Below are 14,159 nucleotides of genomic sequence, written 5' to 3'. Positions count from 1 at the left end.
AGCTCAACGAAAGCGAAACAGCTCGCGATGCAGATGCCCGTCCGGCAACAGCCGGGTCAGGGCATCTGCCATCCCCTCCGGCCCGCAAAACCACACCTGCTCGGGCGCATCCTGCGCGATGCGAGCCAGATCCAGCCGCCCGGCCGCCTTGTCCAGATGCAGCTGATAACGCACACCGGTGCGATGACAGAGCTCGGCCAACCGTCGGTGGTAGACAGCCCCCGCCAGATCCGGCGCGCACTGGATCAGGGTGATCCCCTCGCCTCGCTCCCCACGGGCTGCCAACCCCTCCAGCCAGGCCACAAACGGCGTGATACCTATCCCGGCCCCCAGCCAGAGGGCTCTACCTCCCCCTTGCGGGGCGACAAAGGCGCCATAGGGCCCGGTCACCACCACCCCATCCCCGGCGCGCGCCTCTGCCACCAGCTGACGGGTATGATCCCCGAGCGCCCGCACCGCGATCACCAACTGGCGCCGATCCGCTGACACCCGCACCAGGGTAAAGGGGTGCGGCCCCTCCTTGGCGTCAAACTCGAAGAAGGCAAACTGGCCCGGGCGGTAATGGGCGAGCGGCCGCTCCAGCTGCATGGTCAGCTCGCAGGTGTGATCCGCCAGCCCCCGCACCGCAATGACCCGGCCCGGATGGCGATCCCGCACTCCCACTTGTCCCAGCAGGGAGTAGAGGGCCCCGATAGCGCCGATCCCGCCGATCAACCAGATCGATACCCCAACAGGGGTCATGGCCCCTACCTGAGGCAACAGGCAGAGCCCGTGCCCCCACCCCGCCAGATAGATGAGCGGGGCCAGCCGGTGGATCAGCCGAAAGCGACCATAACTCACCAGCGCCAGCAAGCTCACTACCACCAGCGCGATCAGCAGATAGAAACTCCACTCGCCTAGGGTATTGCCAAAGGCATGGATCGAGAAGCCATTGCCTGCACCTGCTCCGGCGCCAGCTCCGACACCGCTGGCCCCACGCCGGGCGGGACGACTCAGCCAGCCTGCCGAGATCGCCCACTTGGGCGCCTCCACCACCAGCCAGTGGGCGGTCAGCGCCAATGCACCGCCGATGGCTGTCTGGCGGTGCCATCGCAACATCCGGTCCAGACCGCCACACCACACCTCCAGCTGCGGCAAGCGTAACGCCAGCAACAGCGAAATGGCCATATAGGTCATCCCCAGCAGACCCGTCAGCAGCAACATCTCATGGCGCCAGGGCCACACCCCGTTGGCATCCCCCGCATAACCGAGCCACCAGACTCCGACCACCAGCAGCGGCAACAGCCACCACATCCATTTGTTCGTCATAACATGCTCCCTGGTTCCATCGCGGCAGGGCCTCATCTCCCTGCTGATGGCACCATTGCACACCCGCCCGGTCACAAGACTTTGCCAGAGGGGGAAGCTTGTGTGGCAATGTGTGACAAACGGAAACAAAACAGGGACCGACTGGCCCCTCGTGATCACCCTTGTTGGCTCGCCCCTCTTCACAGGAGATAGCGCACAATCCACCTCCGCTGTGATTGACGACCTGCCAGAAAAAGGAATCAAATGGGGACGTTACATATCTGCGGCGGAAAACCTGCTGCCCACTCTTCTGCACAAGGAGTCCCCCCTTGCTTTCATCCACTGAACAACGCGTCTGCCCGAGTTGTCAGCGCGAGACCAACCATGTCGTGGTGCTGGTCGACAAATCCTTTGGCAAACAGCCGACACCGGAGCAAAAACGAACAGCATTTATCAAAGACTTCATTACCGGCTGGGCCGCCGGCCCCTTTCTGGCCAACATGGATCGCTTTGAGCGCCACGCCATCTGTGAAAATTGTGGAAAAAAGGTCATCGATGAGTAGTGAACAATGAGCAAAAAGAATGGCAGGAAGGTTTCCCCGCCTGCCAATTGCCGTTTCAAAACAGGTTAACGCCCATTAAATTGCTCACTACACGTAGCTCCGCCCCTCCCCAACATCTCCAGCAAAGTAGCGCCGGGTAATCCACGCCTCGAAATCGGCCAGCATGCAGGTTTCCGACTCGCTGTTGTCGGCGATGAGCTCGGCCCCGTGTACCACCCGGATATGGGCGTCGAGGGGCGTTCCCTCCCCTGCCGGTGGGCGCTGCCGCGCGGCCGCCATGCATGCTTGCGCCTGTTGCCACGCCTCGGCGGCACTCCGGTTGCACGCCTCTGCCAGCGGCACCGCACTGAAACCCTCGCCGGTGAGGCTCTGCAGTGTCTCGTCGTGGGTCATGCCGTTGCCCGGTCCCCAGTAGTGGGCGGCCAGATCCGGCCCGATGCGCGGGTTGTCGGTGAGATAGCCGTCGCGCCTCAGGAAATAGGCGCGGGTCTGCTCCACCGCCATCAGCGCCAGCAGATATCCGTGATAGGCGCAGGCCGACTCCTGGTTCAGAAGGTGCGGGATGGCCAGCAGCGGGCGTGGGCTCTCCACCCCCAGGATCTTGCGCTCCCACTTGCGGGCCAGGGCTAGCACGGCTGCCGGGGTGCGCTCGTTCTCTGCCATGGCGTAGAGATCCCGCTCGAAGTAGGCCACCAGCGCGATCTGGCGCTCGTTGAAGGCGCGAAATGGCTGGCGCGCTTCAATCATCTCCTTGATAAGCGCATCGGGGATGGGTTCTCCCGCCGCGTTTCTGGCGTAGCGCTTGAGCCAGTCCGCGTCGTCCAGCAGGCTGTCGCAGAACATGGACTGGGTCTCGGCATAGGCCATGGAGGTGGGCGGAAACTCCTGGGAGAAGCAGGGGGCGTTGCCGGTGACGTTGGCAAAGTGCGCCGCGTGGCCGCCCTCGTGGAACAGGGTGTTGAGCCCGCTCCAGCCGCTGCCCACCTGGGCCGGATTGGCCAGGCTGGTGAAATTGACCACCGCCGGCACCCACTCCCCTTCCTGCCAGAAGCTCGGCACCGGGCCGTGACAGAAGCCGTTCTCGTATTTCCCCTCCCGGGTCAGCAGATCCAGGGTGAGGGTGGCACCGCGGTACTGGATGCCTAGGCGGCGGAAGCTCTCGACCCAATCCTTCAGCGCCCGGGAGAAGGGCACGTAAGGGTCGAGCTGGCGGGTCACGTCACCACTCACGCTGTAGCGCAGGTTGTGGGGCAGCAGGGCTGCTTCCCCCTTGGCCGCTTTCAGCTCCGCCAGACTCTGGTGCAAGCGGGCATCGGTGCGGGCGATGAAGTCGTCAAGAATGGCAAACAGCTGCTCCGGGCTCATCTGCTCGTTCTTGTGCACCTTGTAATCGAAGTAGTCGCGATAGCCCATGGCACGGGCGAAGCGGTTGCGCAGCGCGACGATGGCCAGATAGCCGTTGTCGACCACCCACTGCTCCAGGGTCTGGAACATGGCGAGCGCGCTCTGGCGCACCGCCTCGTCGCTGCTGGCGGCCAGCGCCGTGCTGGCGGCGGGCAGACTGCCGGGCACTTGGCGGCCCTGCTCGTCCAGCAAGGTGAGCTTCAACCCCTTGCGACGGGCGAAGAGATCCGCCTCGGCGGCCACCAGCTCGTCCATCAGGGCGGAGGCACCGGGATCTTCGATGACGTTGCACTCGAAGAAGGCGATCCAGCCCCCCAGGCCGCGCCTGAGATCCGCCTCTTCGGCCTGGGCATGCATTTCCCGCAGCACCGGCAGGCGGGCAGGATCGGCACAAAATGCCTTGTAGGCCTGTTCGGCCGCAGTGAAGCCTGCCTGATCGTCGCTGGTGCCCATGTAGGTGGACCAGAACAGGTCCTCCTTGCGTCTGTGCACCTGCAGGTAATCGGCATTGAGCTGATTGAGATAATTCCTGGCAATGGAACTCATAACTTCCCTCTTGTTATGGGGCGACCACGGGAGCGCCCACTCCTTTTTGGTGAAATGCCAACCCATTCACACTTCTTGCAAATTGAGCAGACAAATTGTGCGCCGGGATGCGCGCCATCACGCTATCAAAAGCGAGGGTTTCTGTCTGCTGGCTATACTGGTTGTCAAACTGCTCAATTGGCTGTTTTCCACCGCAACCCATTGAAAGTTAACGATATGTTAAAATAACAACAATCAGGTCCGGCCGGCAGTTCGGCCACAATCAGACCCGCATGGGAAAGTAAGGATAAGACTATGTTCAAGCTCGGTGATATTGCCGTGAGTCGCAAGCTGATGCTGCTGCTCTCACTGGCCCTGGTCGGCTTCATCGCACTGCTGCTCATCTCGGCCAGTGCCCTGCACCGCAATCTGATGAGTGAACGGGAAGCCAGGCTGCAGGCGGTGCTGGACCTGGCCATGAGCCGGATCCAGGCCCTGGCCGCCACCCTCCCCCCGGAGCAGGCCAAGGCACAGGCCAAGGCCATGCTCGACAGCATGCGCTTTGACGGGGACAACTACCTGTTCGTGCTGGATGAAGATCGTCGGGTGGTGGTGCATCCCGCCAAACCCGAGCTGGTCGGCCAGCAGATGGGCAACAACCCTGCCGAGTCCCACTGGCAGCACATGGTGGATCTCGGCAAGGGCGGCCACCAGGGCAGGCTGGAGTATCAGTGGGTCTCCCCGTCCGGCGAGGCGGCCCAGAAGATGTCGCTGGTGACGGGCTACCAGCCCTGGGGCTGGATCCTGGGCTCCGGTGTGTTGTTGCAGGACATTGAGGCCACCATGTGGTCGCAATATGAGTGGATGGGTGGCGCCACCTTGCTGGTGATCCTGTTGATGGGGCTGCTGGGACTCGCCATCAGCCGCTCCATCGTCAATCCCCTGGCCGAGATCAACAAGGCCATGGCCCGGGTCGCGGCCGGCGATCTGGTGGTCAGCATCCCGGTGCTGGGCAGGGATGAGCTCGGCGCCGTCGCCAGCTCCACCAACCAGGGGCTGGATGCCATCCGCCGCGCCCTGCTGGAGGCGAGCCAGGGGGCCCGCAACGTGGCGGATGCCGCCCTGCGCATCGCAGCCTCCGCCGAACAGACCAACCAGGCGGTCAACAGTCAGCGGGATCAGCTCGCCCAGCTCGCCACCGCCATGAACGAGATGAGCGCCACCATCGCCGACGTGGCGGGTCACGCAGAGAATACGGCCCGCGACACCCAGGATGCCACCAGCGAGGCCGGGCTCGGCAACCAGGATGTCCATGCCAGCGTGCACGGCATCCAGGCGCTGGCCACCGAGGTGGATCAGGCCACCTCGCAGGTCAACCAGCTCAAGGAGGGTGTGATGCAGATAAGCGAGGTGACAGCGGTCATCAGCGCCATCTCGGAGCAGACCAACCTGCTGGCCCTCAACGCCGCCATCGAGGCGGCCCGGGCCGGCGAGCAGGGCCGTGGCTTCGCCGTGGTGGCCGACGAGGTGCGCCAGCTGGCCAGTCGCACCCGCCACTCCACCGAGGAGATCCAGAGTACCATCACCCAGTTGCAGCAACGGGCTGTCACCGCCGCCAACGCCATGGACGCCAGCCGCAAGCTGGCGGAGAGCAGCGTCAACCAGTCCGAGAAGGCGGGGCAGGATCTCTCCCTCATCGTCAATCACATCCAGCACGTGAGCGACATGGCGACCCAGATCGCCACGGCGGCGGAGCAGCAGAGCATGGTGGCGGAAGACATGAACCGCAACGTCAGCGGCATCAACGACTCGGCGCTAGAGATGTCCCAGGCGGCCTCCCAGTTGGCCCAGGAGAGCGAACTGCTGGCCGGTCTCTCCCGAAGCCTCGACGAGCGACTGGCGGTGTTCAAGCTGGACAACGCCCAAGCCCAGGACAGGATGATGCGACCGACCCAGGCGTCTTCTTCCCGAGCAGGCATGCAACCCCGCCACTGAGTGGCCCCGTGAGCCCCTGCCAGGCTTGCAGGGGCTCCTTTCCCGTCATGGCCACGGGAGCCTCTCCCGGGCAACCATCTCGCACTGAACCAGCGCGCAGATCCCGACGGAGCCATCTGCCGCTGATGCGCTGCTCCGATGAGATGGCACTGTCAATTTTTACACTTAATTTTTTAACAAAATATAGTCATGATGAGTGGTCGCCACAGGCGGCACCATGATCCTTTCTGTAGTCATTTGGCAAACTGGTTGAAAGGCCAGGACGCAAAGCCTCCGGTCTAAAGACAAGCTGTCCAGGATAGCGGGGTTGCAGCACCGTGTTTCGGGGAACTCCCCTGCCAACGTGACTGCCCACATCACCGAACAGAGGAATGTATGGCAGCAAATATCCGACTCACCCATCTCGCGGCAGCGCTGGCGCTGCTGGCCAGTGGCGGCGTGCTCGCTCACGGCTACATCAGCCAGCCCGAAGGGCGTAACTACCTGTGCAAGACAGGGGGCAACAGCCAGTGTGGCGCCATCCAGTGGGAACCCCAGAGCCTGGAAGCCCCCTCCGGCTTCCCCGATGGCGGCCCCGCCGACGGCCAGATAGCCTCGGCCGGTCACCCCCAATTCGGCGAGCTCAACACCCAGACTCTCGATCGCTGGACCAAGCGTGAAGTGCAGGCCGGTCCCTTCGCCATCAGCTGGACCTTCACTGCCAACCACGTGACCCGCAACTGGCGCTACTACCTCACCAAGCAGGACTGGAACCCGAACCAGCCCCTCACCCGGGATGCGTTCGATCTCAATCCCTTCTGCGTCATCGACGGCAACATGGTGCAGCCCCCCAAACAGGTGACCCATCAGTGCACCCTGCCCCCGCGTACCGGTTATCAGGTCATTCTCGGGGTGTGGGAGGTAGGGGATACCGCCAACAGCTTCTATAACCTGATCGACGCCCGGTTCAAGGATGGCACCCAGCCCCCGCTGACCTGGAGCCAGGGAGGGACCATCTATCCCTCCATCGACCTGGTGGCGGGTGACAAAGCCAGAACCCGGGTGTTCGATGCCAATGGCGAGCGCACCGATCTCCAGACCGAGCTGACCATCGCCAGCGCCGGGCAGGGCCAGAAGAACAACTGGGCCCACACCCTGGCGAGCAAGATCAACGCCGAGCAGAGCCAGATCCGTGCTGGCCAGCAAGGTACGGACGGCCAGTTCAACCCCGTCTACGGCCAGAACCCGGTCTACCTCAAGGCTGGCAGCAACCTGCAACGGGTCGAGATCCAGCTTGAGCAACAGCAGCCCCCGGTTGAGAACGGGATCAGCGTGAGCGGTCTGGCGAGCGACTACACGCTCGACAACGGCAAGCTCCCCCTGACTTTCACCGTCACGGCCCAGGGGGATCTCGCCATCACCAACACCCTCTATGACCACGGCGGTGTCGCCAGGGGACAGAGCAGTGCCGACATCAAGGACGGCAGCCAGAGTTTCTCCATGGCACTGACCGGCTTGAGTGCAGGCCACCACCAGCTGGTGATCGAGGGCAAACCCAAGGCCGGTGGTGACGCGGTGCAGCAGACCCTGGACCTCATGTTCAAGGATCCGGCAAGCGGGGGCGATTACCAGTTCACCTTCCCGGACGGCCTCAAGTCCTACACCGCCGGAACCCGGGTGCTGCAGCCGAAGAACGGCAAGGTCTATCAGTGCAAACCCTTCCCCTACAGCGGCTGGTGCAGCCAGTGGGCGAGCACGGCCACCCAGTATGAACCGGGCGTAGGCTCCCACTGGCAGGAGGCCTGGACAGCGCAGTGATGGGACGTCTCCGACCTGGCGGGAACCCGCTCGGCGTTTCCCGTGCCAGATCAGGTCAACATCAAACAAACGGGGAGCACATGGCTCCCCGTTTTTCATCCATCCCTCGGTTCAGATCTGATAGTCGAGCAGGGGTTCGTTGCTCATGGCGCGGGCCTGGATCTCCGCCAGCGCCAGATCGGGGTTGCAGAGCTGGATGAACTGCCAGGCAAAGTTGTGCTGGAACTGCCCCTGCTTGAGGCCAATCCAGGCGGTGTGCGGCGCAAACAACCGACTGCCGTCCAGTTGCACCAGTCCCTTGTCCCGCTGGGAATCGAACGCCATGTCCGCCAGTATGCCCACCCCCATCTCCAGCTCGACATAGGTCTTGATGACGTCTGAGTCCTGGGCGGTCAGCAGGATCTGCGGCACTATACCCGCCTCGGCAAAGGCATCATCCACCCGTGCCCGACCGGTGAGGCCGGCCTGATAGGTGACGATGGGCCAGTGGGCCAGAGCGGCCAGGGTCAGCTCCCGCTCGGCGGTGAGAGGGTGCTGCTCCGGCACGACGATATTGTGGTGCCAGCGGTAGTAGGGAAAGGCCACCACCCCTTCGCTCTTGTCGAGCTGCTCGCTGCTGATGCCGATGTCCACCTCGCCGGTCTGCACCAGCCGCACTATCTCCTCCGGGCTCCCCTGACGCAGCTCCAGCTGTACCAGAGGAAATTGCTCCCGAAACGCCTTCACTACCCTCGGCAGGGCATAACGGGCCTGGGTATGAGTGGTCGCGATGAGCAGCCGGCCCGAGTCGCGATTGGCAAAGGTGCTCGCCAGTTTGCGGATGTTGTCGGCATCCCCAAGGATACGCTCGGCGATCACCAGCAACTCCTTGCCCGGCTCGGTCATGCCGAGCAGACGCTTGCCATAGCGAATGAAGAGGGCGAGCCCCAGCTCCTCCTCCAACTCGCGAATGTGGCGGCTGACCCCGGACTGGGACGTAAAGAGGGCATTGGCCACGTCGGTCAGGTTGTAATCCCGCCGTGCCGCCTCCCGAATGATTCGCAATTGCTGAAAGTTCACCTCATCGCCTCCTGCGCTGAGTGGCGGTGGCTCGTGCCACCGTCCTCTTGTTATGGATTGCCGGGATCATAGCCCGGCAGCAAGCCTGAAAGAGGGCCGCACCTCGCGGCTTGCCCTCAGATCTGGTAGTCGGGATAGAGCTGTGCCTGCCTGGCCACCAGACGCACCCCCTGGCCGGGGGCAAAGGCCCGGGCGGCCTCCTTGCTCAGTTCGGCCTCGTAGTGGGCGCCTCCCGTCTCCCCATCGCCACGAAGTTCCACTCGAATGCGCGGCCCCATTGGCAGCAGGCGGGTAATGGTGGCGCGAATGCCACCGGGGGCATCCGAGGGCAGGATCTCCAGCTCGTGGGGGCGCACATAGGCGATGGCCGCACTCCCTTCTGCCAGATGGGAGGGGATGGGGCCACCCAGTTGCTGTTCACCGATGCCGAGCCCCTGCCCGGCCACCCTGCCACGAAACAGGTTCACACTGCCAAGGAAGCTGTGCACGAAGGCACTGGCGGGCTGATCATACACTTCGGCAGGGGTGCCAATCTGCTCTACCTTGCCGGCGTTCATCAGCACCACCCGATCCGCCACCTCCAGGGCCTCTTCCTGATCGTGGGTCACGAACAGACTGGTGACATGCAGCTCGTCGTGAAGCTCACGCAGCCAGCGGCGCAGCTCCTTGCGCACCTGGGCATCGAGGGCGCCGAAAGGCTCGTCCAGCAGCAGCACCTTGGGCTGCACAGCCAGGGCCCGGGCCAGGGCGACCCGCTGGCGCTGACCACCGGAGAGCTGGGTCGGGTAGCGTGCCGCGACGTGGCTGAGCTGCACCAGATCCAGCAGCTCCTTGACCCGGGTGCGGATGGCCGCCTCGTCCGGGCGTTCGCTGCGCGGCTTGACCCTCAGGCCAAAGGCCACGTTCTCGAATACCGTCATGTGGCGAAACAGGGCGTAGTGCTGGAACACGAAGCCAACGTTGCGCTCGCGCACATGGAGATCCGAGGCATCCTCGCCGCGGATGATGACGCTGCCACTGTCCGCCTGCTCCAGCCCGGCAATGATCCGCAGCAAGGTGGTCTTGCCGCAGCCGGAGGGGCCGAGCAGGGCGACCAGCTCACCGTCGTGAAAATCGAGGTTGATGTCGGCCAGCGCCGCGTACTGATTGAAATGCTTGTTGAGCCCTTGAACCTGAATGCTCATGAATGCCTCTCCTATAACCGTTAATTCGGGATCAATGGGACTGGGTCGGTTGGCCGCGCAGCCTGGCCAGCAGGGTTTCACCCAGCAGGGTGAAGATCCCGAACAGCGCCAGCAGGCTGGCCACCGCGAAGGCGGCGCCGGTCTGGTACTCGTTGTAGAGGATCTCGATGTGCAGTGGCAGCGTGTTGGTCTGGCCGCGAATATGGCCGGAGACCACGGAGACGGCGCCGAACTCCCCCACCGCCCGGGCGGTACAGAGCAGCAGGCCATACATCAGGCTCCAGCGGATGCCGGGCAGGGTGACGCGCCAGAACATCTGCAACCCGCTTGCCCCCAGCATGATGGCGGCCTCCTCTTCCTCCGGGCCGCGCGCCTCCATCTGGGGCAGCAGCTCGCGCACCACGAAGGGCACGGTGATGAAGGTGGTCGCCAGGATAATCCCCGGGGTGGCGAAGATGATCTTGATGTCGTGCTCGCCGAGCCACTCGCCGAACCAGCCGCGACTGCCGAACATCAGCACGAACATCAGGCCGGCGATGACGGGGGACACCGAGAACGGCAGATCGATGATGGTGATGAGCAGTTGCCGCCCTGGGAAGCGGAAGCGGGCGATGGCCCAGGCCGCCGCCACACCGAACAGCAGGTTCAGGGGCACCGAGCAGAGCGTCACCAGGGCGGTCAGCCCCAGGGCGCTCAGGGCATCCGGCTCGCTGATGGCGTGCCAGAAGAAGGCCAGACCCGGGCTCAGCGCCTGGATGAAGACGGTGGCCAGCGGCAACAGCAGCAAGGCGGCAAACCAGCCCAGACCGACGGTAACCAGCAGCCATTTGACCCAGACCGGTTCATGGGTCACCGGGGGATGACGCGCCGGGGTGGCCGGAGCGGACTCCTGGGCCTGATCGAGATGTGCAGTAGAGGCGTTCATATACGGCTTCCTCCGATGCGAGCCCAGCTCCAGGCTTGCAACTTGTTGATGAGCAACAGCAGCACAAAGGAAATGAGCAGCATGACGGACGCAATGGCCGATGCACCGGCGTAGTCATACTCCTCCAGGTGACTCATGATCATCAGGGGGGCAATCTCGGACACCATGGGGAGGTTGCCGGCAATGAAGATGACAGAGCCGTACTCCCCCACGCCGCGAGCAAACGCCAGGGCAAAACCGGTGAGCAGCGCAGGTACCAGGGTCGGCCACAGTACCCGGATGAAGGTCTGCCAGCGGTTGGCACCCAGGCTCGCGGCCGCCTCCTCTTGCTCGCTCTCCGCTTCCCGCAGCACCGGCTGCAGGGTACGCACCACAAAGGGCAGCCCGATAAAGGTCAGGGCAATGACCACCCCTATGGGGTTGTAGGCAAGCTCGATGCCCAGCGGAGCGACCCATTGGCCAATCCAGCCGTTGGGGGCAAAGATGGCGCACAGGGCGATGCCGGAGACGGCAGTCGGCATGGCAAAGGGCAGGTCGATCAGCGCATCCACCAGTCTGCGGCCGGGGAAGGTATAGCGCACCAGTACCCAGGCCAGTATCAGACCGAACAGACTGTTGAGCAGGGCGGCAATGAAGGCGGCGCCAAAGCTCAGGCGAAAGGAGGCGAGCACCCGGGGGGAGCCGATCACCTGCCAGAACTCGGCGGCGCTCAGGTTGTTCACCGCAAACAGCACCAGTGCCGAGAGCGGCAGCAGCACCAGTATGCCCAGATAGAGCAGACTGAAGCCCAGCGTTGGCCCCAGGCCTGGCAGGACGGAATAAGAACTTAATCGCATAACACATCCGTTTGTTATAAATACTTTGGATGTGACGATTTTGCTCACGGCGGCCAGGGACAACAAACACCAATAATGCCTTTGCTAAGCACTTTTTTATCTAACAATGGTGGAACAAGGCTTTTAGAGCGATAAGCATAAAAAAAGGTCTTTTATATACATAAAAGACCTAAAAGACGGAGCGGTAAAACCGGGAACATGCAAAGTCAGTCACGCTGGCCAAGTTGCCAGCCTGTCTGGAAATCGTGCCGAGACAATCCGAGGGGCACTCATCGAAAACTGAGTGCGGCCTGCTTGCCCCACTCGGCAGGAGCAGGCTCCACCACCATTTCGGCACGGCGGTATAGGGTGCTGAGCAAAGCGAGCCCCTGGTGCCACTCCCCATGGCCGGACTGGGCATTGATATGGCCCACTTCCCCCGCATCGAACAACGGCACCTGCCACTGCCGGCTCCAGAACTCTGCCCGCTCGAAACTCATCCAGGGGTCATTGCGGCTGGCGATCAACTGGGCAGAGACCTTGATGGACCCCGTCAACACCTCATCCGGGATACCGAAACGGGCAGGATCGGCAGGGGCAACGATGAAGATGGAAGAGACCTTGTCTGGTTGCAGTCTGGCGGCAGCGATGGCCGTTAGAGCGCCGAAGGAGTGGGCTACCAGGTGGACCCGGCTGCGCCGGCTCCTGAGCTTGCTCGCCAGCTTTGCGCTCCAGACCGTGAGATCCGGCTTGTCCCAGGGCAGACCCATCATTCTCTGCCACTGGGGAAATTGCTGGTGCCAGCGGCTCTGCCAGTGATCCGGCCCACTGTTGTGCAGACCGGGAACCAGAAGGATCTTGTTCATCGTGGTACTCCTATCTGTTGTCACAGGGGCCTGCGTCTCTTAGCGGCCCGGTTGGTAAATCTGGTCAAACGATCCGCCCTGGGCGAAGTGCTTCTTCTGTGCCTTGTCCCAATCGCCTTCCAGATCCTTGACAGTAAAGAGCGTCAGGTTGGGGAACTGGGCCGCTGTCTCCTTCAGGATCGCCGGATTGCTCGGACGATAGTGGTATTTGGCGATGATGCGCTGCCCTTCGTCAGAGTAGAGATACTCGAGGTAAGCCTTGGAGACGGCCTCGGTACCATGCTTCTTGGCTACCTTGTCCACCACGGCTACCGGCGGCTCGGCCAGGATGGAGACCGAGGGCACCACCAGTTCGAACTTGTCGCTGGTGCCCGGCTGATTGAGCACCAGCAACGCTTCATTTTCCCAGGCCAGCAACACATCCCCGAGCCCGCGTTCGATGAAGCTGGTGGTGGCGCCACGTGCCCCGGAGTCCAGCACCTTCACATTCTTGAACAGATCGCTGACAAACTGTTTGGCGCCCTCTTCAGTGCCGCTTTTCTTCAGCGCATAGCCCCAGGCAGCCAGATAATTCCAGCGCGCACCGCCGGAGGTCTTGGGGTTGGGGGTGATGATGGCGACATCCTTGCGCACCAGGTCGCCCCAATCCTTGATCTGCTTGGGATTCCCCTTGCGCACCAGGAAGACGATGGTGGAGGTGTAGGGAGAGGCATTGTTGGCCAAACGCCCTTCCCAGTCGCTGGCGGTGAGACCTGCCTTGGCCACCGCATCCACGTCATAGGCCAGCGCCAGGGAGACCACATCAGCCTCCAGTCCGTCCACCACGGCACGAGCCTGTTTGCCTGAGCCACCGTGTGACTGGCTCACCACCACATCGTCGCCGGTTTTGGCCTTCCACTCCTTGGCAAAGGCACTGTTGTACTCCTGGAACAGCTCCCGCGTCGGGTCATAGGAGACATTCAGCAGCCGCACCTCGGCGGCTTGGACCTGACCGAGAGCCAGCAGGGAGAGAACGGTGAGAGCGGTCATTCGCAGTTTCATGGTGATACTCCATATCGTTGGGTTGAGTACAGCATGCCCGCTTATGCATATTCCATGAAGAAAGAAAAAGCGCTTTGCTTATCTCTTATCCGCATATGAGCTCCCGATGGTCCTCTGGCACTCTCGGCCAGAGCGTATTTTCGCGCTTGCGGTGCTCATCTCCAGACACGACAAAGCCCGGCCGATTGGCAGGGTTGGGAAAAGATGGAGGAACAAAGGCAAACCAGAGCGAAGGGTAAGCCCTGGGTAAAGGGACAATGCCAGACACGCAATCACCACAGGGGGGAAGAGGCGGGTTGTCCGTGACAAGTGGCGATTCAGACCCGCCGGTTGCCTCTTGTTCCCTGAGCTCTTATCCAGACGCCAGAAAGCAAAAAGGCCTTCCCGACAGGGAAGGCCTTTCAATTTAGTGGCGGAGCGGACGGGACTCGAACCCGCGACCCCCGGCGTGACAGGCCGGTATTCTAACCGACTGAACTACCGCTCCGCATTCGGTTAGCTTTCGCTAAATCTTTTGCTGCTTCTTTATGAGGTGTCATCCTCGCAGCCAGTAACGTGATTTTGCACATCACTGTTTAATTGGGTGCCTGGCAGTGTCCTACTCTCGCATGGCGAATGCCACACTACCATCGGCGCTACAGCGTTTCACTTCTGAGTTCGGCATGGGGTCAGGTGGTTCCACTGCGCTATTGCCGCCA

The 14,159-nt window shown here is 62.6% G+C and carries 11 protein-coding genes, 1 tRNA gene, 1 rRNA gene and 1 riboswitch; of the genes, 3 read left to right on the top strand and 10 right to left on the bottom strand.

What is annotated here, in order from left to right:
• Positions 1–3: 3 nt before the first annotated feature.
• Positions 4–1,308 (bottom strand): ferric reductase-like transmembrane domain-containing protein, encoded by a 1,305-nt coding sequence (locus ACNPAA_RS11335; RefSeq protein ID WP_337984039.1) that lies wholly within the window; start codon positions 1,306–1,308, stop codon positions 4–6.
• A 308-nt stretch (positions 1,309–1,616) separates the two neighbouring features.
• Here ACNPAA_RS11335 and ACNPAA_RS11330 point away from each other — a divergent pair, with 308 nt between their 5' ends.
• The gene (locus ACNPAA_RS11330; RefSeq protein WP_058056487.1) at positions 1,617–1,850 is read left to right on the top strand and encodes a hypothetical protein; all 234 of its coding nucleotides are present in this window, start codon (positions 1,617–1,619) and stop codon (positions 1,848–1,850) included.
• Positions 1,851–1,937: 87 nt separating this feature from the next.
• Here the strand turns inward: ACNPAA_RS11330 and ACNPAA_RS11325 are convergent, their stop codons facing one another.
• On the bottom strand, positions 1,938–3,800 hold the full coding sequence (locus tag ACNPAA_RS11325; RefSeq protein WP_201872274.1) for a M3 family metallopeptidase: 1,863 nt from the start codon (positions 3,798–3,800) through the stop codon (positions 1,938–1,940).
• Positions 3,801–4,094: 294 nt separating this feature from the next.
• Between ACNPAA_RS11325 and ACNPAA_RS11320 the strand changes: the two genes are divergently transcribed.
• Positions 4,095–5,774 (top strand): methyl-accepting chemotaxis protein, encoded by a 1,680-nt coding sequence (locus ACNPAA_RS11320; RefSeq protein WP_010672830.1) that lies wholly within the window; start codon positions 4,095–4,097, stop codon positions 5,772–5,774.
• Positions 5,775–6,003: 229 nt separating this feature from the next.
• Positions 6,004–6,089: riboswitch (cyclic di-GMP riboswitch) on the top strand.
• Positions 6,090–6,149: 60 nt separating this feature from the next.
• Complete coding sequence (gene gbpA, locus ACNPAA_RS11315; RefSeq protein WP_043156145.1) at positions 6,150–7,571, top strand: N-acetylglucosamine-binding protein GbpA; 1,422 nt, start codon at positions 6,150–6,152, stop codon at positions 7,569–7,571.
• 111 nt (positions 7,572–7,682) lie between these two features.
• Here gbpA and cbl read toward each other — a convergent pair whose 3' ends face one another.
• From cbl to rrf, 8 genes are all read right to left on the bottom strand, one after another.
• Positions 7,683–8,630, bottom strand: a complete 948-nt coding sequence (cbl, locus tag ACNPAA_RS11310; RefSeq protein ID WP_043156146.1) for an HTH-type transcriptional regulator Cbl — start codon at positions 8,628–8,630, stop codon at positions 7,683–7,685.
• 116 nt (positions 8,631–8,746) lie between these two features.
• Entirely contained in the window at positions 8,747–9,814 is a 1,068-nt protein-coding gene (locus ACNPAA_RS11305; protein WP_010672827.1) for a sulfate/molybdate ABC transporter ATP-binding protein, read from the bottom strand.
• Between the two features lie 31 nt (positions 9,815–9,845).
• Positions 9,846–10,739, bottom strand: coding sequence for a sulfate ABC transporter permease subunit CysW (gene cysW, locus ACNPAA_RS11300; protein ID WP_417891772.1), 894 nt, complete (start codon positions 10,737–10,739; stop codon positions 9,846–9,848).
• Positions 10,736–11,575 carry a sulfate ABC transporter permease subunit CysT gene (cysT, locus tag ACNPAA_RS11295; protein WP_039039454.1) on the bottom strand — a complete coding sequence of 280 codons (840 nt, stop codon included), beginning with the start codon at positions 11,573–11,575 and terminating at the stop codon, positions 10,736–10,738. The genes cysW and cysT overlap by 4 nt, the downstream gene beginning before the upstream one ends.
• A 269-nt stretch (positions 11,576–11,844) precedes the next feature.
• Positions 11,845–12,420 (bottom strand): RBBP9/YdeN family alpha/beta hydrolase, encoded by a 576-nt coding sequence (locus ACNPAA_RS11290; protein ID WP_161469995.1) that lies wholly within the window; start codon positions 12,418–12,420, stop codon positions 11,845–11,847.
• A gap of 39 nt (positions 12,421–12,459) precedes the next feature.
• Positions 12,460–13,461 (bottom strand): sulfate ABC transporter substrate-binding protein, encoded by a 1,002-nt coding sequence (locus tag ACNPAA_RS11285; RefSeq protein WP_042864432.1) that lies wholly within the window; start codon positions 13,459–13,461, stop codon positions 12,460–12,462.
• A gap of 410 nt (positions 13,462–13,871) precedes the next feature.
• A tRNA-Asp gene (locus ACNPAA_RS11280) sits at positions 13,872–13,948 on the bottom strand.
• A gap of 98 nt (positions 13,949–14,046) precedes the next feature.
• A 5S ribosomal RNA gene (gene rrf / locus ACNPAA_RS11275) occupies positions 14,047–14,159 on the bottom strand; the annotation flags it as partial.

Origin of the sequence: Aeromonas sp. PS2Canimalfood6, from assembly GCF_048276795.1 — a bacterium.
In the GTDB taxonomy this organism is placed as follows: Bacteria; Pseudomonadota; Gammaproteobacteria; order Enterobacterales; family Aeromonadaceae; genus Aeromonas; species Aeromonas caviae.
This window is presented reverse-complemented; position numbering and strand designations above follow the sequence as displayed.